Raw genomic sequence first — 26,126 nt, forward strand, 5'->3', positions numbered from 1 at the left:
ATGAGCATCTGGACTGGAATCGAAACGGAATTTAACGCGATCGTCGCCGACGCGCGGTCGATCCCCGAGAAGCTGGCGGCGCTTGTCGATCTGCACGGCAAGGCGCAGTCGCTCTCGTCGATCGAAAGCACAGTGACGTCGATCATCGAAGACGCGGCGAAGGCTACCGCCGACAAGGTGACCGAGATTCTGACGGCGGTCGGAAAGCTGTGAGCTCGTTCGACGACGCCTTCGTTGCTCTCATGGGCAATGAAGGTGGCTATTCGGATAATCCCGCCGATCCGGGCGGCCAGACCATGTGGGGGATTACTGCCCGCGTGGCGCGTGCGAACGGGTACGCCGGCGAGATGCGCATGCTCCCACAAAGCACGGCGAAACAGATCGCGAAGATGGTCTATTGGAATCCGTACTACTGCGACCAGTTCGATCCGCGCGTTGCGTTTGAGGTTTTCGACGCCGCATACAACGGCGGAAGGCCCGTAACCTGGCTTCAGACGGCCGCAGGTGTGAAGGTCGACGGCAACATCGGGCCCGTGACGATCGCAGCAGTGAATGCGGTTGACCCTCGCCAGATCGTGATGCGCTTCCTTGCCTACCGCCTGCGATACCTCGGTGATCTGTCCACGTGGCCAGCGTTCGGTCATGGCTGGGCCAACCGGATCGCGAACAACCTTCTGAAAGGAGCTGCGTGATGGCTGCGCTCGACCCTATTACCGCTGTCACTAACGTGGTCGGCGACGTTATCGACCGGATCTGGCCAGACCCTACTCAGGCTGCGGCCGCGAAACTTCAGCTCCTGCAATTGCAGCAGACGGGCGAGCTCGCGCAGATCACCGGACAGATGCAGATCAACCAGTCCGAAGCGCAGAGCACCGATCCGCTGCAGCACTGGCGCGGCGGTATGGGTTGGGTGTGCGTGTCCGGCTACGCGTGGAATTTTGTGCTGCAGCCGCTAACGAACGCCGTTGCCCAGATCATGGGCCATCCGCTCAACCTGCCGCCGATGGACCTGAGCGAGCTTTCGACGCTCACGCTCGGAATGCTCGGACTGGGCGGCCTGCACGTCGCCGAACGGATCAAGGGAGCAGCATGAGGAATCTAGTGAAAATCGCTGGCGGTATCGACACAGCGCCGACGTTGCTCGCCATTGCCCGCCAGCCTGGTCTATGGAATCGCCACACCGTGCGTACGGAGGGCGACGGCAACCCGCACGCTGATGTGTCGGACATCTGGCTTCGGTACAACGATGTCAAGCCGTACAAGGCCGCGGGCGACTTCACCGGCTTCAATGATCCGCATGACGCGATCTTCTATCCGGAATGGTATGCATTGCCGCAATTGCGGCCGATCGTGTTCGGCCTCATGGCTCGCGTGGAAGGCACGCGTCTGGGCGGTGTGCTGATCACGAAGATTCCCGCCGGCAAGCGTGTGCTTCCGCATGCGGACGATAGCTGGCATGTCCGGCACTTCAACACGAAGCTGTACGTGCCGCTGCAGTCGAATCCGAGATGCTGGAACCGCGTCGAGAACGAGGTGGTTTCAATGGCTCCTGGTGACGTCTGGTATTTCGACAACACGAAAGAGCATGAGGTCGTCAACGAAGGCGATGACGATCGCATCACGCTGATTGTCTCGATCCGGTGCGAGAAATGATCAAACACCACTTCTCGGCCGGAGGCGTGTACGCGCGCGAGCAGACACTGCATGCGGGCGAAGAGGTGCAAAAGCACGTTCACGACTACGACCATCTGAGCTACCTCGCGCTAGGTCGCGCGCTGCTCGAAGTGGACGGTGAATTGAGCGTGCTCGACGGGCCGTGCATGCTCGAAGTGAAGGCGGGCCGCGCTCATCGTATCCAGGCTCTGACGGACCTGACCTGGCTGTGTATCCACGCAGAAAGCGTGGCCGATGCCGAAACATTGATGAAGGGGTAAGCCATGCCGTGGGGAGTCGTTGGAGCGGTCGGAGCTTCGGTAGCTGGCGCCGCGGTATCGAGCGCCATGTCTCCCGGCACGTCCGGAGGTTCTTCCGGGGGCAGCTACTACGTACCGACCGGGCTGGCCACCGCAGACCAGACGTGGCAAGGATTGCTGTCGTCGCTGAACAACGACTATGCCAATCTGGATCTGAACCAGTACGGGCTCAATTCTCTGCAGGCAGGGGTGCAGGCAGGACAGCAATACGGCACCGCGTATCAGACAGCCGCGAACAATGCCGGCACTGGCTACACGAATGCTGGCACCGCGCTCACCGGTCTCGGCAATCTGGATCTGGCTACCCAGCAGTCGCTACTCGGCGCAGGGCAGCAGGTCTATAACATGGGTCTGGACCCGCAGAATGCGCTCTATGCCCGCACCGCCCAACAGCTTCAGGATCAGACTGGCGCGACCAATTCGATGTACGGTCTCGGGTCGTCGGCCGCCGGCGCTGGCGTCGCGAATCAGGCGATGTCGAATTTCAATATCGACTGGCAGAACAACCAGCTTTCACGCGCGGCGCAAGGCTTGTCCGCATATACCGGTGCCGCGAATACAGCGGGCAACTATGGACAGGCGGGCGCCACTGCCCTGACGCAAGCGCCTGGCTATACGCTGATGGGCGGTCAGGTTCCGTATCAGACCGCGCAGACTATCGCTGCAACTCCGGGAAACCTGGCGAACACGTATGGCTCGTTCCTGAACCAGAACGTGTACGGGCCGGCCGAGGGGATCATGGGCCAGACCATCCCGTATATGAACTACGGCCAGGGCGCCCAGAGCGTACCGTTCCAGGCGCAGTCGCAGGGTGCGGGCGCGCTCGGTAGCGCGGTCTCCCAGGGAATTACCGGCGTGGGAAATGCCGTGCAGAACGCGGGTGGCTTCAGCAACTTTTTCAACGGCACAACCGGGTCGTTTGGTAGTGGCGATTTCAGCGGCGCGTTCAACAGCAGCCCGTACTACAGCGGTGGCGGGAATTCGTACGGCTTCACGCTGCAATGAGGTGAATCATGGCCGGACTCTCAGGACTCCCGTATTTTCTGCAGTACCAGGATCAGGCTCAGCAGCAGGCCATGCAGCGCCAGTATGCGCAGATTCAGATGGCGCAGTTCCAGCAACAGCAACAGGACCGTCAACGCCAGCAGGCCGCGCTCGCCGCGGCGGGCAATGCGCTGCCGCAGTTGCTCGCTGGACAGCAGCAGCCGCAACTTCCGCCGCCGCCCGGTCAGGCGTCGCAACCGATGCAGCAGCCTCAAGGTATGCAACCTGCACCGCAGGGCATGCAGGCGCCGCAGGGAGGCGTGCCGCTGCCGTCCGGACCGGTTCCCGGCCAGATGAGTCGGCCGCCGTTGCCGGTCGGTGGTGCTGGCGGTGGAATGCCGGCGCGCGGTCTGCCGCCTTTCCGCCCGCTGCCGACTAGCGCATCGCCGACACAGGCGGCGTCTCCGGCATCGATTCCGGCGCCGCCGACGGCTTCGCCCGGTTCGCAGCAGCCCGCGCAAGGTCCGCTGACGCTCGAAAGTGCGGTCAAGGTGCTTCAGGATCAGGGGCTGAGTGGCGCTGATCTGATGGCGGGACTCTCGCAGCTCACGCCGATTCTGGACTCGCAGGCGAAGAGCCAGGCCGCGCAGTTGCAGCAGCAATTCCAGCACCAGCTGCAACTCGCGCAGTTGCAGGAGCGCTACGACTCGCTGCGCCAGCGCGCGGAAGATAACTCAGCCAATCGCGCCGATCGCGAGCAGGCTCACCAGGACTCGCTCGGCATCCAGCAGCAGATGCTGCAAATCCGCCGCGAGTCGCTGAACAGTCGCCTGCAGGGTGATCCGAATTCGGCGCTCGACAAGGAAGACCTCAGTTTCATGGCCCAGCAGTATCTCGCCGGCGACCGTACGGTATTGCAGAACCTTGGCCGCGGCGTTCAGGGCTCGAAGAACATCGTCGCTCTTCGCAACGAAGTCCGGAAGCAGGCGCAGGAGCAGGGCATGACAGGTCGGGATCTGGCTGCCTCGGTGGCGGAATTCGAGGGCGTCAAGTCTGGCGAGCGCGCACTCGGCACGCGAACCGCGCAGGCCGGGATGGCCGTCAACGAAGCGAGCCAGTTCGCCGACATCGCGCAGGAGGCGTCGAAGGCTGTACCGCGCAGCCAGTTTGTGCCGGCGAACAAGGCCCTCAATGCATACCAGACGAACACCGGGGACCCGAAGATCGTTGCTTTCGGTGCCGCGACGAATTCGCTGATCAACGCATACGCGCGCGCAGTGTCGCCGAGCGGCACGCCGACGGTGAGCGATAAGGAGCACGCGCGCGAGATGCTGAATACCGCGCAGACGCCGGAGCAATACGCTTCGGTGGTGTCGATGATGAAGCGCGAGATGGCGGCCGCCCAGCAGTCACCGGGGCAGGTGCGCAGCGAATTCCGCGAGGCGGTGACGCGCAAGGCGCCGATGGCCAATCCGCCACCGCCGGCGGGAGGCCTGCCCGCCGGATGGTCCGTCACGGAGCACTGATGACCAAGTTCACGTTCACATCGCCGGACGGGAAGAACTACGACGTGGAGGGTCCCGATGGCGCGACTAAGGAACAGGCCTTTGCGATCCTGCAGCAGCGTATCGGATCGCCTGGTGCTGGCGCTTCATCTCCAACGCCGGGCGGCGCTCCTGCGCCTGCTGCAAAGCCTGCAGCAGATCAATCGCCACAGAGCATGACCGGCTTTGTCGGTGGAAACCTGGCGAAGGGCGTAGCGGGGGCAGTCGGGCCGGTTGCGGAGAAGGCGCAGAGCCTCATCGATCTGCCTGCGAAAGCATTCGATAAGGCGCTCGACATGGTGACCGGCGGCATGTCCGGCAAACAGAAGCCGGTGTCGGCGTTGCCGAAAACGGCGGATAAGCTGCCGGTGAGCGATGACGCTCTGCAGGCGGCGATGAAAAAGCTCGGCATCATCACCAAGTCAGCTGAGCCTCGCACGGCTGCTCAACGATACGGTGCGGCCGCACTGCAGGCATTGCCCGCCGCCGCTCTGCCGGGTGCAGGTGAGGGCGTGATGGGCCGTGTTCTCCCGCAGCTTGGCGGCGCGCTGGGTGGGCAGGCGGGGCAGGACATCGGCGGCGCGCCGGGGCGTCTCGCGGGCACGTTACTGGGGGGCGGCGTTGGCGGCCTCGCGACTACCCGTCCGGGCCAGATCTCGCGGCCGCCGCAGTCGGAAGCCGCGCGCGCCTCGGAGTCTTCGGGCATCCCACTCACGCTCGGGCAGGAAACCGGGAGTTCGTCGCTTCAGTTCCTGGAAAACCGGCTGCGCGAGCTTTTTCCGTCGAAGGGTACCGCGCAGGTCGACGAGGCGAAACAGATTGCGGCCGGCGCCGCGCGCGTGAATCAACTCGCGGACCAGTTGAGCACGCAAAGCGTTGCGGATCCGGAGGCGATCGGTAACCGGCTGCGGTCTGCCTACGTCGATACCGTGGGCAAGATCGCTGCACAACGTGACAAGCAGGCATCTTCCGATTACGGCAAGGTGCGTGCCCTCGCGGGCAACAAGCCGGTGATCAAATACCAGAACGTCACAGACGAACTGCAGAAGATCATCGAGGAAAACAAAAACGTGCCCGCCGGCGATGCGAAGAAGATCGCCAGTCAGGCGCGCGGGCTCCTGGATCAGCTCACCGAAGCGCAATCAGGTCAGTCTGCGTCGCCTATCGTCCTGCCTTCAGGTCAACCTGCGCGTCTGCCGACTCCGCCCACGCCCGCTGCGAAGGCGGCGACCGTGTCGGATGCGATGAAGACGCGTGCGGCATGGGGCAAGGCGGCCCGCCGTACCGGCAACATCTTTTCCGACATCGACCCGAACGCGAACCAGATGCTGGCCCGCCGGCTGTTCGGCGCGATCAACAAGGACTTCGATGCAGCCAGTACGGATGGAACGCCGATCGCGAAAGCGCTGAAGGACGCGAACCAGAACTATGCGAAGGCGTCGAAATCGATCGAATTTATCGATCAGTCGGCGCTTGGAAAGCTGCTCGGCAAGGACGTAACGGACGCCGCGTTTTCCAACGAGACGTTCTCGACGAAGGCGCCCGAGGCGATCGCGAAACGTTATCTCACGATGCAGCCGAGCCAGGCGGCTCAGGTGACCGCGATCCTGCGCGAGCACGCACCGCAGGTTCTGCAGGATGCCAAATCGTTCGTGCTGCGCAACGGGTTGGAGCAGGCGACGAACAGCGGTCCCGGTGCATCGGGAATTTCGTTCGCCAGATTCCGCAAGGAAATCGACAGAGTGCAGCCCAAGCTGGAAGAGATGGGATTCACCGCGAAAGAGATCAGGGACATCAAGGATGTTACCGACACGATGGCGCGCGCGGGCGATCGCACAGGAGCGAATCCATCGGGCACGTCTGCCGCTGGCCACATGCTTGGCACCGCGGCGATCGCGCTGGCACATCCAGTCGCGGCCGGTGCGTCCATCGTCACGCCGTGGATCGCGTCAAAAGCGCTGCTTTCAGAGCCGGGCCGCGAGCTGCTGCGCAAGGCTTATGCAGCAGGCACGCCGGCGGCGCGCAATGCCGCCCTCGGCGCGCTGCGTGCCAAGTTTGGCCAGACCGTTACCGGAGCGCCGCAGCAATGAGAATTCTTGCAATCGATGTCGGCTCGAACTGCCTTGACTGGCTGATGCGCTGCCAGGACCATGGCCATCAGGTTGCGTGGTACGACCAGCCGCGCGCCGACGGTACCGACCGGCACGCCGGCGAGGGAATCGTGCCGAAGATTCGCGATTTCGATGAGCTGAGAAGGAAGTGGCTGGGGTGGGCGGACCTGATTTACACGCCGGATAATGTGAAATATCTGACGATGCTCGAACCGTACCGCGCGATGGGCTATCCGATCTATGGCTGCAATCTCGCCGCAGTCGAATGGGAGCTCGACCGCGAGATGGGACAGAAGGTCATGGAAGAGTGCGGTATGCGCATCATCCCGGGCAAGACGTTCCACGACTACGATTCGGCAATCGAGTATGTGAAGCGCGAGTGCAAGCCGTTCGTGTCGAAGCCGTCCGGCGACGGCGAGCGTGCGATGTCGTACGTATCGAACAGCGCCGCCGATATGGTCTACATGCTCAACCGCTGGAAGAGGATCGACAAATACCGCGCTGCGGCGCGCGCCGACGGCTTCATCATGCAGGAGAAGATCGACGGCATTGAGATGGCGGTAGGCGGCTTCTTCGGGCCCGATGGCTGGTCGAAGGTCTGGATCGAGAACTGGGAAAACAAAAAGCTGATGAACGGCGACCTCGGCGTGAACACCGGCGAGATGGGCACGACGGTGCGCGCGGTGCGCAAGTCGAAGCTGGCCGACGAGGTGCTGACGCCGGCCACCGAGCATCTGAAGCGTATCGGGTACGTCGGCTACGTCGACGTGAACTGCATGATTCCGACCGACGGCAAGGGTCCGTTTCCGCTCGAGTGGACGATGCGTGATGGCTGGCCGATCCGGCACAACCTCACGGCGCTGATCGAGGGCGATCCTGCGCAGTGGATGAAGGACAAAATCGAAGGGCGCGACACGCTGAAGATCCGCATGGACGAGGTATGCATTTCTGTCCTGATGGCGCTTCCCGACTTCCCCTATTCGAAGGTCACGAACAAGGAACTGTGCGGCATCCCGATCTACGGCGCCGAAGACATGGAGCACCTGCATTTTTCGGAGGTCATGATGGGCACGGCGCCGCGCGAGGTGAATGGCAAGGTGGTCGACCTGCCGGGGCCAGTGACCGCCGGCGACTATGTTCTGATCGCCACCGGCACCGGCGAGACGATCACCGGCGCGCGCCGCTCTGCGTATAGCGCGATCAAGAAGGTGAAGATTCCGAACAGTCCGTTCTATCGGACCGACATCGGTGTCGGCCGGCTGAAGAAGCAGTTGCCCGATCTTCAGCGCATGGGTTACGCGAACGGGTTGGGGTACTGACATGAAACGCGCGAAACGTGCGGGCTTGATCTCGGAGCAATCCATCAAGGAAGCGCTGACCGAGGCGAAGGGAGACATCTTCCTCGCGTCGACGACGCTCGACTGCACGGCGCGCGAACTGGATGGCTACATCCGCGCTTCCGCCGAACTTCAGCAGTTCGCCGCGGCGATTGAGAAGGTCAAGATCGATCCTGCCTACTCGCGCATGAGCGTCGAGCAGTTCGAGAACCGTCTGGCGGATCTGAGCCTCGCCTACAAGATCGTCGGCATCGAGGAGTTGCACAAGCTGGCCACGATGTCACACCAGAACAGCGGCGCGATGGCGAAGGTGAAGTTTCAGGCGGCGCTCGCGCTGCGCGGCGGTCACCAGCAGGTCGCGGGCGACAGGGAGATCGAGCACGCGCTAAGCGAGCTGAACGCCCTGTATCACCAGAACGCCCCCCGCATCAAGGAGATCCGGCAGACAGTGATCAAGCTTGAAGGTGGTCAGGAAGTCCCTCAAGTAACGATCGAACTGCAGCCAGATCAGCCATAGCCTCGAGCCTGCGGCGCTCGACTCGTTCCCAGTCTGGCTCGACGTCCGGATAGGCCTGCACCCTCTCTAGCGCGATGTGCCCGAGTCGCGCCATTTCCTTGATCGCCGCGCGATGCCCAGCCTCTCTCACTTCCTTCCTGAACGCGCAGCGGCCGGCGCCGATCCATTCCCACGCGGCTTGGAATGCGGCGAATTCCGGCTGCAGTCGGGGTTTCATCACCCATTCCTCTGTCGGCTTCAGGCTGGCGCGCATGTAGGTCACATGCTGGCGCGGTACGCCGGTTTCCCGGGCCAGCTGATCGTCTGAGATGCGCCGGCCGTGAGCGGCCCGCCAGAGCAGCCTCAGCGCGTCGACGGTGGGCGTGCGCAGTTCGATGCATTCCTCGTGCACGCGCCACGTGTGTGGCCGCGGGATGACCGTATATTCGGCGATGTGCTGGCTCGACTGAACAATGCGCTGCATCGTCATCGGGCACTCGACAAAAACAAGCACGTCGGCCGCGCCAGATTTGTCGGAGAATGCATATTCGTCGATCAGCACGCCACCGTTCTTGCGCCATCTTTCATGCTGCCCGCGCGTGGCGTCTTTCCAGAATCCCCATTGATACACGGGCAGGTCGGCGATCAATACCGACCTGAAAAACACCGGCTTGATCGTCGTGTATCCGCGGTTCACGAGGACGTGCGTGAAGTCTCCATGGGCGCGCCGGATCGACGTGGGAATGTCGTTCGTCGCGTATAACTTCATTGCGTAGCGGATGCCGGGCAGGGCGGCGCGGTCGGTGCCGTTGTCTCACAAGGACGTAGTTGCGGGCCTACGGATGGGATAAAGCGCGGCGTTGGCGAGGGCGCGTCGCCGCCCCCACCGCATGCACCCAGAAGCATCACCGTCGACAAAATCGCGATCATTTTCATGGTCAACCTCACGTGTGGAGCAACGTCGAGATGCTCTAATTTTTTCTTGTCGCGGTAACCGTGGGCGGCGATAGATTTCAGCGCTTCTCGTCGAGGTAGTCTGCCCACTGCTGCATCATCTTGCGGCGCTCCGGCAAATACTCTGCGTGCACGTAGGCCGCCGTGACCTGATTGCGCTCCGCGTGAGCCAGTTGGCGATCGACGACGTCGCGGCTGTAGCCGAGTTCACGCAATACCGTGGCCGCCAGTCCGCGGAACCCGTGGCCGGTCATGCGGGACTTGTATCCCATGCGATACAGCGCAAATAGCATGGTGTTGTTGGAAATGGGACCTTTGCTCCTGCCTTGCACGCTGTAGAAGAGATGCTTTTCGGCGCCATTCAGCTTTCTCAATTCTTCGATTGTTTCGAGAGCCTGCTTCGAGAGCGGCACGATATGCGGATCCCGCATCTTCATGCGCTCGGCCGGAATGCGCCATTCGCGCGCCTGCTCGTCGATCTCGGTCCATTCCGCATTGATCATCTCGGTCGTGCGGACGAAGGTCAGCGCCATAAAACGCAGTGCGAGACGCGTCACCACGTCGCCCTGATATTCGGCGATGTCCTTCATGAGCTGCGGGATCTCGACCGGCTTCACCCGGGCCATGTGCTTGACGCCGGTCCCTTTCTTCAGCACGGTTTCAGCGTCGATATCCGCAGCCGGGTTGCGCGAGCATCGGCCGGTCATGATGCCGTACTGGAAAACAGCGCGCGATCGCTGGAGCACCCGCTTGGCCGTCTCGCGTACGCCGCGGGCTTCGATCGCGCGCACGATTTCCAGCATGTGAGGTGCCTCGATGTCTCCGATCGGTTTGGCACCGAGTTTCGGGAAAACGTCCACTTCGAGCGAATTGATCACCTTGCCGCCGTAGACTTCTGTCCAGCCAGCCTTCTGTGACTCGAACCACTCGCGGGCCACCGCCTCGAACGAGGACACCGCCTCAAGCGCCCGCGCGCGCTTCACTTCCTTTTTTTCCTCAGACGGGTCTTTGCCCGCGGTCAGCAATTGCCGTGCAGCAAGACACGCTTTGCGCGCATCCGCCAGGCTGACTTCGGGGTAGACACCGAACGATGCGAGTTTTTCCTTTCCGTCAAACCGGTACTTCATGCGCCAGTAGCGCGAGCCGTTGGGCATCACCTGGAGATAGAGCCCCTTGCCGTCGGCGAGGCGATAGGGCTGTTCGGCCGCCTTGGCCTTGCGGACTTGAAGCTCGCTCAGAGGCGCGATCTGCTTGGGCATGATGTGGGGGTATCGAATTTGGGGGTATTCGGCGATATCCCCACCGATACCCCCAACGAATCTGGCTTGTATTGGGAAGATATGGGCAATGATGGCAGCAAAAAGCCCCGCAGCGCAAGGCTTACGGGGCTTTTCTGGGCAAACTTGGGAGATGCTGGGAGGCTATCTGGTCCCCCTGACAGGAATCGAACCTGTATCTAGCGCTTAGGAGGCACTTGTTCTATCCATTGAACTACAGGGAGATGGATATCTGCGATGCGACGACTGAGCATTCGCCGCTATCAACTTCAGTCTGACCCGCGGGCGTTTCCGGCCTTTCTGCTTCTTCCTAAATGAAGCGCCGCGACAGCCGGTGAACCCAGTTTACAGCAGTCTCTGCCTTGCCCGAGTATGCGAGCGAGCGCAGAGTATAACAAAAAGCGATTAAAACCAGAGATGCCGCAAAGGCCCGGACGCCGGCGAGTGAGGTCGAGATCGACAGCGGCCAGGCGGCCGTTGCCGGCACCGCCATCGACGTCGGCCCACTTACGATAAAAGTGCCGCGGGGCTCCACCGAGTCCGCTCTACGCGTCGCCATAAAATCGATGCAGACGACAATCCGCAGCGCCCGCACGATGTGTCCGAAACTAACGCAGCAGCAAATCTGACGACGCAGCGCGTCGTCAGATTTGGGCAAGAATAAAGATAGCCAGTAGCACGTCACGGATCCCCTATCCGCGCTCTCAAGACGCTTCCAGATCCCAACCACGAACCCGATCACGAACGCGCCCTCCAAAGCAACCGACTCCCCCCATCCCCCTCAAAAGCGACCCCGATACGAGATCGCGACGGTGTGCCCCCGCGCATCGCGACTGAGACTGATAGCCCAGTTAGTCAGCAATGCCCCCGACAACGCGCCCGCTATATCCGCGGCCAGATCCTTGTAGGAAAAGCCACTGCTGCGGCAGGTACCGTCGATGCCTTCCTTGATCAAGCCAGGTATCGTGCCGATGAGTGTGCCGTAAATGACGGGATGCTCGGTGTCGCGCGTCAGGTAAGCGCCGAGCGCACCGAAAGGTGCGGAGACCGCAAAATGTTTCAGCTTGTCGCTTTGAAACCAGCCATCCGATGTTTGGAAACGGTATCCGCCGCGTCCGCCATCGCAGTCCACCCCGGCGTACGCCGCAGTACTTGCCGCAAGCAGCATCGCGAGCGCGATGCCGTGTCTCCATGTCGTTGTCATGTGTTACTCCCCGTTTGTTTTTCGACTTGATTTTTTTGGGGACGCGCGCCGGGCCGAAACCCGCACTGCGTCGTCACCTAGTCGTGTGTTTTACGGGGGCGATGCGCAGCGCAATGTGCGCCGCGCCGCGCAGAGCCGGGCGATGGCGGAATAGGCGCAGGTTTCGGGATGATGCCTGGCGCGACCGGACAAGCGTTGGCCGCTGGGCGGGTTGTCGATCCGGCATCCTTGACTGGCAGAACAGTCATGGCGCGCTGGGGGAAGTCGATCGACAGGTGTTCAAAGAAGGGGAGTTTGCGCTCCTTTTTCAGATAGCAGATAGGAGATAGCCCCGACAAAGCCGCCCCAAAAAACAAACGGCCCAGCAGTCAACGCCTGCTGGGCCGCATGAAACTGCCGACACGCGCAACGAACTAACGCAGCGCGCCGGCGATCCGGCGAATTCGCCTCAGAACTCCACCACCGCGAACTCGGCCTTGCCCACGTCGCACAGCGGGCAGCGCCAGTCTTCGGGAATCGCGGCGAAGCGCGTGCCCGGTGCGATGCCTTCCTCGGGCAGGCCTTCTTCCTCGTTGTAGATCCAGCCGCAAATCAGGCAGACCCAGCTCTTATATTCAGTCACTTCAATTACTTCGCTCACGACGCACTCTTCTCTAGTTCGATGCAAAATCCGCTCAGTCTGCCCCTTTTTTGGGCATGGCGGCGACCCGCAATATTACCGGAATTTGTCAATCCCACAGAAAACTCCCGATCCGGCAACGCCGCAAAGCGCCCGTGACAAACGCCGTACCCACTTGACGGACCCCGTCACACACAGCGTGTATGCTCTGATCCGCAGCTGATCTTTTGGACCGGCGCGCCGGGGCGCCGGGCATGAACTGCGACGATCGGCCTCAGGCACATTGAGGCGCCGTCGTCGCCGGCATGGCCCACGCAGACTCTCGTTTCCCAAAAAGGAGAAAAACGATGTTCAAAAACAAATGGTTGGTCGGTGCGGCATTGGCCGGATTGCTCGCCGTATCCGGCGCGGCCCAGGCCGCAAGCGTGTCGTTCGTGCAGCCGGCGGACGGCGCCACCGTCAGCAATCCCGTCCACGTGGTGTTCGGCGTCGACGGCATGAAGATCGCGCCGGCCGGCACGATGACCGAAGGCACGGGCCATCATCATCTGCTGGTCGACGGCAAGCCGGTGCCCAAGGGCGAGGTCGTTCCCGCGAACGACAAGTCGCTGCACTTCGGCAAGGGCCAGACCGAAACCGATCTGACGCTGCCGCCAGGCGACCACACGCTGACGCTGCAATTTGGCGACGGTGCGCATCGTTCGTACGGTCCGGAAATGAGCAAGACCATCACGGTGCACGTGAAGTAACCCGCCGCACGAGGCAGCCGGGCGCGTATCAACGCGTCCGGGCTTCTTCACCATGCGCAGCGGGCCTGTTCGCGGCCCGCAAGCCGGCCATTCGATCTATCTCTTCCGGCATACAGGCACCCGCCCGTGCGCCCGGTACAATGGGCAGTTCCGACTCATCGCTGCCTTCTCCAAATCTCCATGTCGCTTTACACCATTACCGGGGCCCAACTGGCGTTCGGTCACGTCGCGTTGCTCGATCACGCGGATTTCTCTCTCGAAGCGGGCGAACGCGTCGGCCTGATCGGCCGCAACGGCGCGGGCAAGTCGTCGCTGCTGAAGATCGTTGCCGATCTGAGCAAACCTGACGACGGCCTCGTCACGCGTCAGCAGGGCCTGACTTCGGTTTATGTGCCTCAGGAGCCGGAGTTCGACACGGACGACACGGTGTTCGAGGCGGTCGCCGCCGGCCTCACGCACGCCCGCGCGCTGCTGGACGAATACGACGCGGTCGCCAACCAGCTCGCCGACGAACCGGAAGGCGCGGAGCACGACGCGCTGATGTCGCGCATGAACACGCTGCAATCGTCGCTGGATCATTCGGACGCCTGGAACTGGAGCACGCGCGTGGCCACCACGTTGCAACAGATCGGCCTGAACGGCGAGGCGCGCGTGGGCTCGCTGTCGGGTGGCATGCAAAAGCGCGTCGCGCTGGCGCGCGCGCTGGTCGTACAGCCCGACGTCCTGCTGCTCGACGAGCCGACCAATCACCTCGATTTCGACGGTATCCGCTGGCTCGAAGACCTGCTGGTCTCGCTGCGCGCGGGCCTGCTCTTCATTACCCACGATCGCGCGTTTCTCGATCGCGTCGCCACACGCATCGTCGAACTGGATCGCGGGCGTCTGCTCTCGTATCCGGGTAATTTCTCGGCTTATCAGACGCGCAAGGCGCAGCAGCTCGAAATCGAGCAAGTGGAAGCCGCCAAGTTCGACAAGCTGCTCGCGCAGGAAGAAGTGTGGATCCGCAAAGGGGTCGAGGCGCGCCGTACGCGCAGCGTCGGCCGGATCGCGCGGCTCGTGGAGATGCGCAACGAGCGCGCGGAACGCCGCAACGTGCTGGGCAACGTCAAGCTCGACGTCGGGCAGGGCGAAAAGTCCGGCAAGATCGTCGCCGAACTGACCGACGTGACCAAGCGCTACGGTGCGCGCACGGTGGTCGACAACTTCACGGCTACGGTTATGCGCGGCGACAAGATCGGATTTGTCGGTCCGAACGGCGCGGGCAAGACCACGCTGCTCAAGATGATCCTCGGCGAATTGGCGCCGGACGAGGGCACGGTGCGCATCGGCACGAATCTGCAGGTCGCGTATTTCGACCAGATGCGCGCGCAGCTCGATCTGGAAAAGAGCCTTGCCGACACCATCAGCCCGGGCAGCGAATGGGTCGAAGTCAACGGTCAGAAGAAGCACGTCATGAGCTACCTCGGCGACTTCCTGTTCGCGCCGGAACGCGCGCGTTCGCCGGTCAAGTCGCTCTCGGGCGGCGAGCGTAACCGCCTGCTGCTCGCGCGTCTGTTCGCGCGTCCGGCCAATGTACTGGTGCTCGACGAGCCGACCAACGACCTCGATATCCCCACGCTCGAACTGCTCGAAGAACTGCTCACGGAATACGACGGCACGGTGCTGCTGGTCAGCCACGATCGCGCGTTCCTCGACAACGTCGCGACCTCGGTGATCGCGTCCGAAGGCGGCGGCAAGTGGCGCGAGTATGTCGGCGGCTTTACCGATTGGCAGATCCAGCGCGACCGTTCGCAGCAAATGGCGCTGGACGCGCAGAAAGAAGCCGGCAAGGACGCGGGCAAAGAGACCGCAGCGGCCAAAGACAGCGCGGCGGGCCGCAATACGCAACGCGCCGCGAAGCTGTCGTTCAAGGAGCAGCGTGAACTGGAGGCGCTGCCGGAAAAGATCGCCGCGCTCGAAGCCGAGCAGAAAACAATTGGCGCACAACTCGAAGACGGCTCGGTGTTCGCCAAAGACGCGCAGGAAGGCACGCGTTTGACGGAGCGCTATGCCGCGATCGACGAAGAACTGCTGCTCGCGCTGGAACGCTGGGACGAATTGGAAAACCGGCGCAAATGAGGCGTGCGCGTGGCGCCGGAACCGGCTGCGCCACCGCGGTCCCTTATCCGGACGGCCAATCCTTCGCGTCGTGAATTGCCGCCCGGGTCGAAATCAGTAAAATACCCCGCGAACAGGCTTCCCCGGCGTTCGCACCAGCGTCGACGTTGCCCCGCCCGGTCGATGGGCAGGCTTCGAGCCGCCGTCGAGCGCGCCAACGGGAAGCCATGCGACAAAACAGCTTGCCCGCACTGCGGGCACCCCACCTAACCCCGTTGTTTCGTTTCGCTTTTTTTGAAAACTCAACGCATTGTCCACAGCTTTCTGAACAGGACCTGTGGACAACGATGAACCGACGCATCCGAGTCAACCATGTCTACGAAAAAGCCAAACGCCGCGTATAGCGAAGCGTCGATCAAGGTGTTGAAGGGCCTGGAGCCGGTCAAGCAACGGCCCGGGATGTACACCCGCACCGAGAATCCGCTGCACATCATTCAGGAAGTCATCGACAACGCGTCGGACGAAGCCCTCGGCGGCTACGGCCGGCAAATCACCGTGACGCTGCACGCGGACCATTCGGTTTCCGTCGAAGACGACGGCCGCGGCATTCCGTTCGGTCTGCATCCGGAAGAAGGCGTGCCGGTCGTGGAAATCGTATTCACGCGCCTGCACGCGGGCGGCAAGTTCGATAAAGCCGCCGGCGGCGCGTATACGTTTTCGGGCGGCTTGCACGGCGTCGGCGTGTCCGTCACCAACGCGCTGTCCACGCGCCTCGACGTCACCGTGTGGCGCGACGGCAAGATCGCCGAACTGAGTTTCGCCAATGGCGACGTCGCCAAGGAACTCGAAGTGCGGCCCGCCGCGAAGGGCGACAAGAAATCCGGCACGCGCGTCACCGCGTGGGCCAATCCGAAATACTTCGATTCGCCGAACCTGCCGCTCGGCGAACTGCAACGTCTGCTGCGCTCGAAAGCCGTGCTGCTGCCGGGCGTCGAAGTCACGCTGATCAACGAGAAAACCGGCGAACAGCAAACCTGGAAATACGAAGACGGTCTGCGTGGCTATCTGCTCGAAGGCATGAACGGCAGCGATCTGCTGATTCCGCTGTTCGAGGGCGAGCGCTACGCCGAAAACTCGCGCGCGAGCGAAGAGACTTTTGCCGAAGGCGAGGGCGCGGCGTGGGTCGTCGCGTGGAGCGAGGAAGGCACGCTCATGCGCGAGTCGTACGTCAACCTGATTCCCACGCCCGCGGGCGGCACGCATGAGTCCGGCTTGCGCGACGGTCTGTATCAAGCTGTGAAGAGCTTCGTCGAGCTGCATAACCTGCAGCCGAAGGGCGTCAAACTTTTGGCGGAAGACGTGTTCGCGCGCGTCTCGTTCGTGCTGTCGGCGAAGGTGCTCGATCCGCAATTCCAAGGGCAGATCAAGGAGCGACTGAATAGTCGCGACGCGGTTAAGCTGGTGTCGTCGTTCGCGCGGCCGGCGCTGGAATTGTGGCTGAATCAGCACGTCGAGCTCGGCAAAAAACTCGCCGACCTCGTCATCAAGCAGGCGCAGGCGCGCACGCGTGCCGGGCAAAAGGTCGAGAAGCGCAAGAGCTCGGGCGTCGCGGTGTTGCCAGGCAAGCTGACCGATTGCGAATCGACGGAAATCGGCCGCAACGAACTGTTCCTCGTCGAGGGCGACTCGGCGGGCGGCTCTGCGAAGATGGGCCGCGACAAGGAATATCAGGCCATCCTGCCGCTGCGCGGCAAGGTGCTGAATACGTGGGAAACCGAGCGTGACCGGCTGTTCGCCAACAACGAGGTGCACGACATCTCGGTGGCGATCGGCGTCGATCCGCATAGCCCTGACGACAAGGTCGATCTGTCGAACCTGCGCTACGGCAAGATCTGCATTCTGTCGGATGCGGACGTCGACGGCTCGCACATTCAGGTTTTGCTGCTCACGCTGTTCTTCAAGCATTTCCCGCAACTGATCGAACGCGGACACGTGTGCGTGGCGCGTCCGCCGCTGTTCCGGGTCGATGCGCCCGCGCGCGGCAAGAAGCCGGCGCAGAAGCTCTACGCGCTCGACGAAGGCGAACTCGAAGCGATTCTCGACAAGCTGCGCAAGGACGGCGTGCGCGACACGCAGTGGTCGATCAGCCGCTTCAAGGGCCTCGGCGAAATGAGCGCGGAACAGTTGTGGGACACCACGATGAACCCCGACACGCGGCGCTTGAGTCCGGTGGCGCTCGGCGCACTCGACTACGACGCCACGGTCGCGCGCATGACGATGCTCATGGGCAAGGGCGAAGCGGCGTCGCGCCGCAGCTGGCTGGAAGAAAAGGGCAACGAAGTGGAAGCGGACATCTGAGCGAGCGGTTTTGCGGGCATGTCTGCCCGCGCTCTGACTTCGCACGAAAACTTCACGCCAAACACGGATACGGAATCTAGATGGACGACGATAACACTCTCGACCTTTTCACCGAGCCGCCGCCCCCCGAGGGCGACTTTCTAACGCTCGGCAATTACGCGGAACGCGCGTACCTCGACTATGCGGTGAGCGTGGTCAAGGGCCGCGCGCTGCCGGATGTGTGCGACGGCCAGAAGCCGGTGCAGCGCCGCATCCTGTTCGCGATGAACGACATGGGTCTGTCCGACAATGCGAAGCCGGTCAAGTCGGCGCGCGTGGTCGGCGACGTGCTCGGTAAGTATCACCCGCACGGCGACCAGTCCGCGTACGACGCGCTGGTGCGTCTCGCGCAAGACTTCTCGATGCGCTATCCGCTGATCGACGGCCAGGGCAACTTCGGTTCGCGCGACGGCGACGGCGCGGCGGCAATGCGGTACACGGAAGCGCGCCTCACGCCGATCGCGAAGCTGTTGCTCGACGAAATCAACCAGGGCACGGTCGATTTCATGCCCAACTATGACGGCTCTTCCGAGGAGCCGAGGTTGTTGCCCGCGCGCCTGCCGTTCGTGTTGCTGAACGGCGCATCGGGTATCGCGGTCGGATTGGCCACTGAAATTCCGTCGCACAACCTGCGCGAAGTCGCGGCGGCGACGGTCGCGATGATCCGCAATCCGAAGATCGAACACGCGGAATTGATGCAGCACGTCGCCGGGCCGGATTTTCCGGGCGGCGCGCAGATCATTTCGAGCGACGCCGAGATTTCCGCCGCGTACGAAAGCGGGCGCGGCAGCCTGAAGGTGCGGGCGCGCTGGAAGATCGAGGAACTCGCGCGTGGTCAGTGGCAACTGGTGATCACCGAATTGCCGCCGAACACGGCAGCGCAGAAGGTGCTCGAGGAAATCGAAGAGCAGACCAACCCGAAGATCAAGCTCGGCAAGAAAGCGCTCACACCCGAACAACTGCAAACCAAGCAGACCATGCTGGCGCTGCTCGATGCCGTGCGTGATGAATCGGGCCGCGACGCGCCCGTGCGACTCGTGTTCGAGCCGAAGTCGAGCCGCATCGATCAAACCGATTTCGTCAACACGCTGCTCGCGCATACGAGCCTCGAATCGAATGCGTCGCTCAATATGGTCATGGTCGGCGGTGACGGCCGGCCGCGTCAGAAGGGCTTGAGCGAAATCCTGCACGAGTGGATCGCGTTCCGCTTCGCCACGGTGACGCGCCGCACGCGCCATCGTTTGAGCAAGGTCGACGACCGGATTCACATCCTCGAAGGCCGGATGATCGTCTTTTTGAATATCGACGAAGTCATCCGCATCATTCGCGAATCGGACGAACCGAAGGTCGCATTGATGGCCGCGTTCGGCTTGTCCGACCGTCAGGCCGAAGACATTCTTGAAATCCGGCTGCGTCAGTTGGCGCGGCTCGAGAAGATCAAGATCGAGAAGGAACTGGCCGAACTCAAAGACGAGAAGGCCAAGCTGGAAGAACTGCTCGGCAGCGAATCGGCGATGAAGCGTCTGCTCATCAAGGAAATCGAAGGCGACGCCAAGCAGTACGGCGACGAACGCCGCACACTGATCCAGCAGGAAAAGCGCGCTACTTTCGAAGCGCGTGTGGTGGACGAACCGGTGACGGTCGTGGTGTCGCAGAAGGGTTGGGTGCGCGCGCTGAAGGGTCACGGACTCGACGTGGCGGGTTTCACGTTCAAGGCAGGCGATGGGCTCTATGCGGCGTTCCAGTGCCGCACGCCGGACACGCTGGTCGCGTGGGGCAGCAACGGCCGTGTCTATTCGGTCGCAGTGGCGATGCTGCCGGGCGGCCGCGGTGATGGCGTGCCGGTCACGTCGCTGATCGAACTGGAGTCGGGCAGCCATCTGATGCATTACTACGCGGCGTCCGCGGAGCAGGCGTTGCTGCTTGCTTCGAGCAACGGCTTCGGGTTCGTTGCGAAGGTCGGCGACATGGTGAGCCGCGTGAAGGCCGGCAAGTCGTTCATGACGATCGATGCCGGCGCGGCGCCGCTCGCGCCGATGCCAATGCTGCCGGACGCGACGCACATTGCGTGTCTTTCCTCGGGGGGACGTTTGCTGGTGTTCGGAATCGACGAGATGAAGACGCTCTCGGGCGGCGGCCGCGGTGTCACGCTGATGGCGCTCGACGACAAGGAAACTCTCGTACAGGCGCTTTCCATCAACAACGCAGGTGTCGTGTTGATCGGCACGCGCCGTGGCGGCCGTGTCGATGAAGAGAAGCTGAGCGGCGCGGCGCTCGCGCCGCATATCGGCAAGCGGGCGCGCAAGGGCCGCGCGCCTGAGAGCAAGATGAAGCTCGAAGGTATGCGTCCGGTGCTGGCCGCTTAACGAAGCTTGACATTGGAACATGGCAAGCGTCTGCTAGCATGTGAGGCGCTTGTCGTGCGTGGTTCGTGCGCAGTGAGAGTACAAAACCGGGGAGCAGTATTGCCATTACGGTGGACATGCTGCGATAACAACTACAAAAACGGCGCGAAAGCCACGGGTGTCATGGAACTGCGTGCATAGCGCGTGGTCGAATGCGCTCAATAGCCGCTTGCTCATAGCACTTGTTATAAGCGGCGTGGCGTCGTCGGGAGAGGAAAACAACATGAACAAGGCTATCGAATTCGCGCTCTTTCTCCATTTGCTCGCGGTTGCTGTGTGGGTAGGTGGGATGGTGTTCGCGCATTTCTGTCTGCGCCCGGCCATTGCCGATCTCTCGCCGCAATTACGTTTGCCGTTGTGGGAATCGGTGTTCGGTCGATTCTTCAATTGGGTCGCGGCCTCGGTGCTGGTGATTCTCCTCACCGGCGGCTTCCTGCTAATGCAATTCGGCGGCGGCCATGCCACCTGGCCGCTGCATGCCATGGCCGGCCTCGGCATCGTGATGATGCTGATCTTCGGGCATATCCGCTTTGCCGTTTTCCCGCGCATCCGCCGCGCGGTGCAGGCGCAAAAATGGCCCGACGGCGCGCGCGCTGTCGGCACGATCCGCCGTCTGGTGCTGATCAATATCGTGCTCGGCGTGGTAACGATCGGCGTCGCGGTGCTGTCGCGCGGTTTCTGAGATTTTGCAATTGCCCGTTTGAAAGCCGATAGCCGCGTGGTGACACCACCGCGCGGCGCACCGTTGAAGGCTCGTCATCATTGAGCGAAGCCTCGCTGTCGTCTAGATCAGCGCGCCATAAGCGAGCCACAGCCCGCATACCACGGCTACCGTCCCGTACACCACGTACACCGGCACCTTCAGCTTGGCGAAGCACATGGCGGAGAACAGCGCGGTCAACAGATAGATCGGTTTGAACGGCACATGGGCTGCAATGCGCAGTACGGCCACCGCGAGAAACGCGGTGGTGACGGCGCGCAGGATCCGCATGCCGTGCTCGAAGCGCGGATTGGCCTTCAACTGATGCAGATGCCGCTGCGCCAGCACGACGAGGCATCCCGACGGCACGAACAGCGCGAGCGTGGCAATCAGCGCGCCCACCCAGCCATCCACCAGATAGCCGAAGAACGGCACCACGTTCAACAGCGGTCCGGGCGATAGCGGCGACAGCGAAAACGCCAGCGTGAAGTCGTTATCGGAGACGCCGATCGCCGGCGTAACGAATAGCGTCTTGAGTACCGGCAACGCCGAGAAGCCGCCGCCGAACAACGTCATGCCGGCACCCGCAAGCCGCGGCCACAATAGCGCCAGCTCATAGCGATGCGGCAACGGCATCGCGAACAACGCGAGAAAGATGGACAGAGCGCTCAGCATCTGCCAGTCGCCGCGCGCGAACGAGACGATGACGCGCGAATTGCGCACCGGGCTCACGAACCAGCCGGTGCCGAAGGCCGCTCCGAGCATGACGACATAAGCGGCCGGACTGCGCGCATAGAAGAGCGCGATGCAGCCCAGCACCGCCGCGCCCCATTCGAGTTTGCCGCGCACCAGCGCACGCGTCTGTTTATACCAGGTGATCGCGATCAGGGTGGCCAGCACGACGCTGAAGTGATTGAGCAAGGTTTGCGAGGCGGCGGCACGCACGAACGGCGTGCGGTAGAAGATCGCGAACAGCGTCATCAGCATGAAGAAGGGCAGGACGCCGGCAATGCCCGCGACCCAGGCGCCGGCGCGTCCGCGCAGCGCATGCCCGAGTTGCACGGCGACGTTGCAGCCCACCGGGCCGGGCACCATCCAGGCGAGCGCGATCAGATCGGAGAAAGCGACGCGCGAGAGACGTCCTTCACGCTCGACATAATGGTTTTCAAGTTGCGCCATGAGCGCGAGGCCGCCCCATGACAACGCCGACAGGCCGAATACGACCCGGAACAGCGTCCATAGCGGTTCCCGTTCGCCTCGTCTGGCAGCATTCTGGCTCGTGATCATCTTCATGGCGCCAAACGCGCCCGGTACGCGGGCGCTAGTCCTTTGAGATCATCGTTTAGTGGTCTGCGCGGCCGGCCGGCGGCATCGCGCTGTGATGCGGTACAGCGAGAATGTAGCCGGTTTTGCGGCGCTGCGGGGGACGACCTGTAACGACCCGCAACGGGCGCCGCGCTCAGGTGTTGGTGCTGGATACGCTGCTGGTGCTGTCGGCTTCGTGAGCGATGCGGCGGCCCGTCATGCCGCACACGCCAAAGCGTTCCAGCAGCGCCGGAATCGCGTCCACCGGCACCGGACGCGAGAACAGAAAGCCCTGCGCCTCGATATGGCCGAGCGCGGCGAGCCATGCAATCTGCTCTTCGGTCTCCGTGCCTTCGACCACCACCGTGAGCCCGAGCGAACGCGCCAGATTGACGATAGCGGTGACCATCACGCAGACGCTGCGGTCGCCCGGAATTGCCTGGATGAACGAACGGTCCACCTTCAACGTGTCCACCGAGAAGCGGTTCAGATAGGACAGCGACGAATAGCCGGTGCCGAAATCGTCGAGCGCGATGCGCACGCCGAGGCGCTTCAACGCGAAGATCTTCTCGGAGACCAGTTCGGGATATTCCATCATCGCCGTTTCGGTGATTTCGAGCTCGAGGCGGCGCGCGGAGATGCCGCTTTCCTCGATGGCGTGCGAGATCGTTTCGTACAGGTCGCCACGCCAGAATTGCACCGCCGAAATGTTCACCGCGAGCGACAGCGTGTCGTAGCCCTGTTGCTGCCACAGCGCGAGTTGGCGGCAGGCGGTCTCGATCACGAAGTCGCCGATCGGCACGATCAAACCGGTCGATTCCGCAACCGGAATGAACTCGTTGGCCGGAATCAAACCGTGCTGCGGATGATTCCAGCGCACCAATGCCTCGAAGCCGGTAATGCAGCGGCGCGTCAGATCGATCTTCGGCTGATAGGTGAGGAACAGTTGGCCTTCGGCGAGCGCCACGCGCAACTGCTGTTCCCACTTCATCAAATGATCCGCGCGATGCGACAGCTGCGGCGAGTAGAACTGATAGCAGTTCTTGCCCGCGTCTTTCGCGCTGTACATGGCGAGGTCGGCTTTTTTCAGCAGGTCGATCTCGCTTTCGTTGGCGACCGAGTAGAGCGCGATGCCGATGCTCGCATGCAGCACGAACGAACTGCCGCGCACTTCGAACGGCTTGGCGAACGCTTCGGCCGCGGCTTCGGCGAGCGCGACGGCGCGCTTCTCGACGTCGTCGCCCTTGATCACGACGACGAACTCGTCGCCGCCGATGCGGCTCAGCGCGCCACCTTCGCCGACCGCAGTGGCGAGCCGCGAGGCCGTCATTTGCAGCACGATGTCGCCGGCGTTGTGGCCGAGCGTGTCGTTGACGGTCTTGAAGTTGTCGAGGTCGATAAAGAGAATCGCGAGGCGGCCAAGGTTGGTCTGCTGCGCCACGTCGTGCCGCAGGGTCTGCAGCGTCGCGTAGCGATTACGTAGACCGGTGAGCAGATCGTATTCGACCAGGTGCGTCATCTCGCGCTCGCGGCCGAGCAGCTTGCCGATCAGGCCGGTGGCCACGGCGAAGAAACTCAGCATGGCGAGCGAGATGAAGCCCGCCATCATCAGATAGACGTTGCGCGTGTGGTTGTAGTCGGCGAATTCTTCGGCTTGCGAGAGACCCACCAGCACGCCGAGCGGATAACCGTCGATATGCCGGTACGACACGATGCGCGTGACGTTGTCGATCGAATCGATATAGGTGCCCGACACGTGCTCCGAGGTCGGATACGAACCGCTCGCCGAGAACACGCCGTTGGCGGTGTTGGTGCTGCCGGTGCGCCGCGCGAGCACGGTGCCGTTGTCCGAGATCACCGCGATCACGCCTTCGCGACCGATCGCCGCGTTGTTGTAGAAGTCGGTGGTGAAATAGCTGGGATCTTCCGAGACCACCACGACGCCCGCGAACGAGCCATCCGGATGATTCAGACGCCGCGTCATCTGCAAGGTCCAGTGGCCGGACACGCGGCCGAGCACGGGCTTGCTGATATACAACTGGTCGTCGTTCTCGTGTTCGTGAACCTTGAAGTGTTCGCGGTCGGACAGATCGATGCGCTTGGGGTTGAGCTCGGCCGTGTTGGCGACCAACGTGCCGTGTTCGTCGATCAAGGACACCTGCACCAGTGTCTCGCTTTGCACGACGCCTTTTTCCACCGTGCTCGCAAGATCGAAATGGTTCGGCGTTTTCTCGAACTCGAATTTGACGAAGCGGGTGATCTGATCGACCTGGTGAATCGCCTTGACCGTGTGCTGCTCCAGCGCCGCGGAGAGAATTGCAGCAGAGGCCATGGCCTCGCGATAGGTCGCTTCTTTCTCGACCGACAGACGCGCGAAGATCACTGTCCAAAGCAGGATCAGGACCAATACGCCTAGCGCGGGGATTGCGAGCAACGCGCGCCGGCGCGACACTGCGGGGTCGCGCCGGGGTTTGGCATCGCGCTGGTCGGAGAAGCGGGCTTGACTCATCGAGCGGCCCGTGCCTGGGTGCCGGCCGGTTGCAAACGAGCGAACGTCGACTGCGCTGATTTCGTGAGTGGCTGCATGGTGACCAAGGTGCCGGAACTGCTGCGCAGAAGAAATAAGCGTGGCGCCGTGCCTGACCATCCGCAGGTCATCGGGTACGTCTTGATATTACTTAATGCCACTGGATTAAGGAAGAGGCCGGGCATCGGGTATACGAGGGCGCGGCAAGATGCCCGTTGCGATGAATTTGGCATCCTGTGCAGCCGCTCTTGAGGCCGCCGCAGTGCGGTCATATTCGGGTATTTCATCGGGAATCGGCGGCGAGGCGCGCCAGCATTCAGGTGTGCCAGGCCTTTAACAGGCCTCTTCCGATGCAAGGCGCATTTAATAGTGCAAACGATGCGGCGTTTTGTGGTCAAGCGCGGCCAGGCAGGGCGAACCCTATGCCGCTCCCAATTGCGAGCCTGACCCATGAGCGAGGCAAGGGGCGTGCCGGTCAGGGCAAGCGAAAGGTGCCGTCGACAATCGTCACCGACGGGCCGCCAATCCATGTCTTGCCGCGTGCGTCGTCGTAGTGCACGGAGACACGGCCGTCTCGGCCCAGCGCGGTGCCTTGACGGGCTGAATAGTGCGTGCCCGGGCGCAACCGCTGGGCGCTCAGAAGGCCTGCAAGCGCGGCATTGGCGCTGCCTGTCACCGGGTCTTCACCGACGCCGAAACTGCCGCCGGCCATCAGGCAGCGCACCTCGAAGGTGGCCGGGCCGCCGGCCTCGTGCGGACCGTAAACAGCGAGGCCGTGCGTACCCACCGAATGCACGAGGTCGGCTAGCGCGGCGGCGTCGGGTGCTAGCGCGAGGCATTCACGCGCCGAGTTGACGCGCACCACGAGCCACGGCGCACCATTGTCGACCGCGCAGGGCGTCGCGTTGAAATCGATAGCGTCGCTACGTAAAGCCGTAGAGAGTGCCGCGTAGCGATCCCCGGCAAGCGGCGTGACGCGCGCGGGCGGTGCGGCGAAGGCCCACGCGCCGTCCGCTCCCGGCAGCGCCTCGAGTTCGACGAGTCCCACGCCGCATTGCTGCACGAGCTTGCCGGCCTGCTTCGGCTGATAACCGCTTTCGAGCAACGCGTGCGCGGTGCCGAGCGTCGGATGACCCGCGAACGGCATTTCGCTATGCGTGCTGAAGATGCGCACGCGATAGTCGGCGGCCGGGTCGGTCGGCTTCAACAGGAACGTCGTTTCGGACAGATTGGTCCAGTGAGCGATGGCCTGCATCTGTGTCGCATCGAGTGCGTCGGCATCGAACACCACGGCAAGCGGATTGCCTTTGAACGGCACCGCCGTGAATACGTCGACTTGTTTGAAACGGACAGTGTGGGCGGGCATCGGGCGCGGTCCAGCGAATCAAACGGATGGATAGGGTTGGCGGATTCTATCCGTTGATGACGTAACGATCTACCTTTGCAC

Annotated in this window: 22 protein-coding genes and 1 tRNA gene; 15 read left to right on the forward strand and 8 right to left on the reverse strand. The window is 62.7% G+C overall.

What is annotated here, in order from left to right; all coding sequences use genetic code 11:
* The 10 genes from B0G75_RS14555 (at position 1) to B0G75_RS14600 (ending at position 8,466) form a co-directional block, all read left to right on the forward strand.
* Positions 1-213, forward strand: a complete 213-nt coding sequence (locus B0G75_RS14555) for a hypothetical protein (protein WP_106306418.1) — start codon at positions 1-3, stop codon at positions 211-213.
* A complete protein-coding gene (locus B0G75_RS14560; protein WP_106306421.1) occupies positions 210-692 on the forward strand; it encodes a glycoside hydrolase family 108 protein in 483 nt (160 codons plus the stop codon). Before B0G75_RS14555 ends, B0G75_RS14560 begins: the two co-directional genes overlap by 4 nt.
* A complete protein-coding gene (locus B0G75_RS14565; protein ID WP_106306424.1) occupies positions 692-1,093 on the forward strand; it encodes a 3TM-type holin in 402 nt (133 codons plus the stop codon). The genes B0G75_RS14560 and B0G75_RS14565 overlap by 1 nt, the downstream gene beginning before the upstream one ends.
* A gap of 8 nt (positions 1,094-1,101) precedes the next feature.
* Positions 1,102-1,653: an aspartyl/asparaginyl beta-hydroxylase domain-containing protein gene (locus B0G75_RS14570; protein WP_181309270.1), complete on the forward strand. Its 552-nt coding sequence runs from the start codon at positions 1,102-1,104 to the stop codon at positions 1,651-1,653.
* Positions 1,650-1,934, forward strand: a complete 285-nt coding sequence (locus B0G75_RS14575; protein ID WP_106306430.1) for a cupin domain-containing protein — start codon at positions 1,650-1,652, stop codon at positions 1,932-1,934. Before B0G75_RS14570 ends, B0G75_RS14575 begins: the two co-directional genes overlap by 4 nt.
* Before the next feature lie 66 nt (positions 1,935-2,000).
* The gene (locus tag B0G75_RS14580; protein WP_106306433.1) at positions 2,001-2,978 is read left to right on the forward strand and encodes a hypothetical protein; all 978 of its coding nucleotides are present in this window, start codon (positions 2,001-2,003) and stop codon (positions 2,976-2,978) included.
* 8 nt (positions 2,979-2,986) lie between these two features.
* The gene (locus B0G75_RS14585) at positions 2,987-4,483 is read left to right on the forward strand and encodes a hypothetical protein (protein WP_106306436.1); all 1,497 of its coding nucleotides are present in this window, start codon (positions 2,987-2,989) and stop codon (positions 4,481-4,483) included.
* Complete coding sequence (locus tag B0G75_RS40680; RefSeq protein WP_181309271.1) at positions 4,483-6,591, forward strand: hypothetical protein; 2,109 nt, start codon at positions 4,483-4,485, stop codon at positions 6,589-6,591. Before B0G75_RS14585 ends, B0G75_RS40680 begins: the two co-directional genes overlap by 1 nt.
* Complete coding sequence (locus tag B0G75_RS40685; RefSeq protein ID WP_181309272.1) at positions 6,588-7,931, forward strand: phosphoribosylglycinamide synthetase C domain-containing protein; 1,344 nt, start codon at positions 6,588-6,590, stop codon at positions 7,929-7,931. The genes B0G75_RS40680 and B0G75_RS40685 overlap by 4 nt, the downstream gene beginning before the upstream one ends.
* Positions 7,932-7,956: 25 nt before the next feature.
* The gene (locus B0G75_RS14600; RefSeq protein ID WP_146142518.1) at positions 7,957-8,466 is read left to right on the forward strand and encodes a hypothetical protein; all 510 of its coding nucleotides are present in this window, start codon (positions 7,957-7,959) and stop codon (positions 8,464-8,466) included.
* On the opposite strand, the gene B0G75_RS14605 is transcribed toward B0G75_RS14600, so the two are convergent.
* From B0G75_RS14605 to B0G75_RS14630, 5 genes are all read right to left on the reverse strand, one after another.
* Positions 8,402-9,142 (reverse strand): hypothetical protein, encoded by a 741-nt coding sequence (locus B0G75_RS14605; RefSeq protein WP_258194475.1) that lies wholly within the window; start codon positions 9,140-9,142, stop codon positions 8,402-8,404. The genes B0G75_RS14600 and B0G75_RS14605 overlap by 65 nt on opposite strands.
* A 316-nt stretch (positions 9,143-9,458) precedes the next feature.
* Positions 9,459-10,658, reverse strand: coding sequence for an integrase arm-type DNA-binding domain-containing protein (locus B0G75_RS14610; protein ID WP_106306452.1), 1,200 nt, complete (start codon positions 10,656-10,658; stop codon positions 9,459-9,461).
* Between the two features lie 167 nt (positions 10,659-10,825).
* Positions 10,826-10,900: transfer RNA gene (locus B0G75_RS14615), tRNA-Arg, on the reverse strand.
* 557 nt (positions 10,901-11,457) lie between these two features.
* The gene (locus tag B0G75_RS14625; RefSeq protein WP_106306458.1) at positions 11,458-11,880 is read right to left on the reverse strand and encodes a hypothetical protein; all 423 of its coding nucleotides are present in this window, start codon (positions 11,878-11,880) and stop codon (positions 11,458-11,460) included.
* A gap of 448 nt (positions 11,881-12,328) precedes the next feature.
* Positions 12,329-12,520: a rubredoxin gene (locus tag B0G75_RS14630; RefSeq protein WP_007175738.1), complete on the reverse strand. Its 192-nt coding sequence runs from the start codon at positions 12,518-12,520 to the stop codon at positions 12,329-12,331.
* A 326-nt stretch (positions 12,521-12,846) separates the two neighbouring features.
* Between B0G75_RS14630 and B0G75_RS14635 the strand changes: the two genes are divergently transcribed.
* The 5 genes from B0G75_RS14635 (at position 12,847) to B0G75_RS14655 (ending at position 20,829) form a co-directional block, all read left to right on the forward strand.
* The gene (locus B0G75_RS14635; protein WP_106306461.1) at positions 12,847-13,248 is read left to right on the forward strand and encodes a DUF4399 domain-containing protein; all 402 of its coding nucleotides are present in this window, start codon (positions 12,847-12,849) and stop codon (positions 13,246-13,248) included.
* Positions 13,249-13,428: 180 nt separating this feature from the next.
* Positions 13,429-15,366, forward strand: a complete 1,938-nt coding sequence (locus B0G75_RS14640; protein WP_106306464.1) for an ATP-binding cassette domain-containing protein — start codon at positions 13,429-13,431, stop codon at positions 15,364-15,366.
* Between the two features lie 351 nt (positions 15,367-15,717).
* Entirely contained in the window at positions 15,718-17,703 is a 1,986-nt protein-coding gene (locus B0G75_RS14645; protein ID WP_012432241.1) for a DNA topoisomerase IV subunit B, read from the forward strand.
* Positions 17,704-17,783: 80 nt separating this feature from the next.
* Positions 17,784-20,108, forward strand: coding sequence for a DNA topoisomerase IV subunit A (parC, locus tag B0G75_RS14650; RefSeq protein WP_106306467.1), 2,325 nt, complete (start codon positions 17,784-17,786; stop codon positions 20,106-20,108).
* A 262-nt stretch (positions 20,109-20,370) separates the two neighbouring features.
* Complete coding sequence (locus tag B0G75_RS14655) at positions 20,371-20,829, forward strand: CopD family protein (RefSeq protein ID WP_106306470.1); 459 nt, start codon at positions 20,371-20,373, stop codon at positions 20,827-20,829.
* A 102-nt stretch (positions 20,830-20,931) separates the two neighbouring features.
* On the opposite strand, the gene B0G75_RS14660 is transcribed toward B0G75_RS14655, so the two are convergent.
* The 3 genes from B0G75_RS14660 to B0G75_RS14670 all read right to left on the reverse strand — a co-directional run bounded on the left by B0G75_RS14660 (position 20,932) and on the right by B0G75_RS14670 (position 26,045).
* The gene (locus B0G75_RS14660) at positions 20,932-22,140 is read right to left on the reverse strand and encodes a chromate transporter (protein WP_106306473.1); all 1,209 of its coding nucleotides are present in this window, start codon (positions 22,138-22,140) and stop codon (positions 20,932-20,934) included.
* A gap of 166 nt (positions 22,141-22,306) precedes the next feature.
* Positions 22,307-24,661 carry an EAL domain-containing protein gene (locus tag B0G75_RS14665; protein ID WP_106306476.1) on the reverse strand — a complete coding sequence of 785 codons (2,355 nt, stop codon included), beginning with the start codon at positions 24,659-24,661 and terminating at the stop codon, positions 22,307-22,309.
* 493 nt (positions 24,662-25,154) lie between these two features.
* Entirely contained in the window at positions 25,155-26,045 is an 891-nt protein-coding gene (locus tag B0G75_RS14670) for a PhzF family phenazine biosynthesis protein (protein WP_106306479.1), read from the reverse strand.
* Positions 26,046-26,126 lie beyond the last annotated feature (81 nt).

The organism is Paraburkholderia sp. BL18I3N2, assembly GCF_003001875.1.
GTDB lineage: Bacteria > Pseudomonadota > Gammaproteobacteria > Burkholderiales > Burkholderiaceae > Paraburkholderia > Paraburkholderia phytofirmans.

Coding starts and splice junctions, on each gene's coding strand:
- B0G75_RS14555 (WP_106306418.1), top strand. CDS start 1: ATGAGCATCTGGACTGGAATCGAAACGGAATTTAACGCGATCGTCGCC.
- B0G75_RS14565 (WP_106306424.1), top strand. CDS start 692: ATGGCTGCGCTCGACCCTATTACCGCTGTCACTAACGTGGTCGGCGAC.
- B0G75_RS14575 (WP_106306430.1), top strand. CDS start 1,650: ATGATCAAACACCACTTCTCGGCCGGAGGCGTGTACGCGCGCGAGCAG.
- B0G75_RS14580 (WP_106306433.1), top strand. CDS start 2,001: ATGTCTCCCGGCACGTCCGGAGGTTCTTCCGGGGGCAGCTACTACGTA.
- B0G75_RS14585 (WP_106306436.1), top strand. CDS start 2,987: ATGGCCGGACTCTCAGGACTCCCGTATTTTCTGCAGTACCAGGATCAG.
- B0G75_RS40680 (WP_181309271.1), top strand. CDS start 4,483: ATGACCAAGTTCACGTTCACATCGCCGGACGGGAAGAACTACGACGTG.
- B0G75_RS40685 (WP_181309272.1), top strand. CDS start 6,588: ATGAGAATTCTTGCAATCGATGTCGGCTCGAACTGCCTTGACTGGCTG.
- B0G75_RS14610 (WP_106306452.1), bottom strand. CDS start 10,658: ATGCCCAAGCAGATCGCGCCTCTGAGCGAGCTTCAAGTCCGCAAGGCC.
- B0G75_RS14625 (WP_106306458.1), bottom strand. CDS start 11,880: ATGACAACGACATGGAGACACGGCATCGCGCTCGCGATGCTGCTTGCG.
- B0G75_RS14635 (WP_106306461.1), top strand. CDS start 12,847: ATGTTCAAAAACAAATGGTTGGTCGGTGCGGCATTGGCCGGATTGCTC.
- B0G75_RS14640 (WP_106306464.1), top strand. CDS start 13,429: ATGTCGCTTTACACCATTACCGGGGCCCAACTGGCGTTCGGTCACGTC.
- B0G75_RS14645 (WP_012432241.1), top strand. CDS start 15,718: ATGTCTACGAAAAAGCCAAACGCCGCGTATAGCGAAGCGTCGATCAAG.
- parC (WP_106306467.1), top strand. CDS start 17,784: ATGGACGACGATAACACTCTCGACCTTTTCACCGAGCCGCCGCCCCCC.
- B0G75_RS14655 (WP_106306470.1), top strand. CDS start 20,371: ATGAACAAGGCTATCGAATTCGCGCTCTTTCTCCATTTGCTCGCGGTT.
- B0G75_RS14660 (WP_106306473.1), bottom strand. CDS start 22,140: ATGAAGATGATCACGAGCCAGAATGCTGCCAGACGAGGCGAACGGGAA.
- B0G75_RS14665 (WP_106306476.1), bottom strand. CDS start 24,661: ATGAGTCAAGCCCGCTTCTCCGACCAGCGCGATGCCAAACCCCGGCGC.
- B0G75_RS14670 (WP_106306479.1), bottom strand. CDS start 26,045: ATGCCCGCCCACACTGTCCGTTTCAAACAAGTCGACGTATTCACGGCG.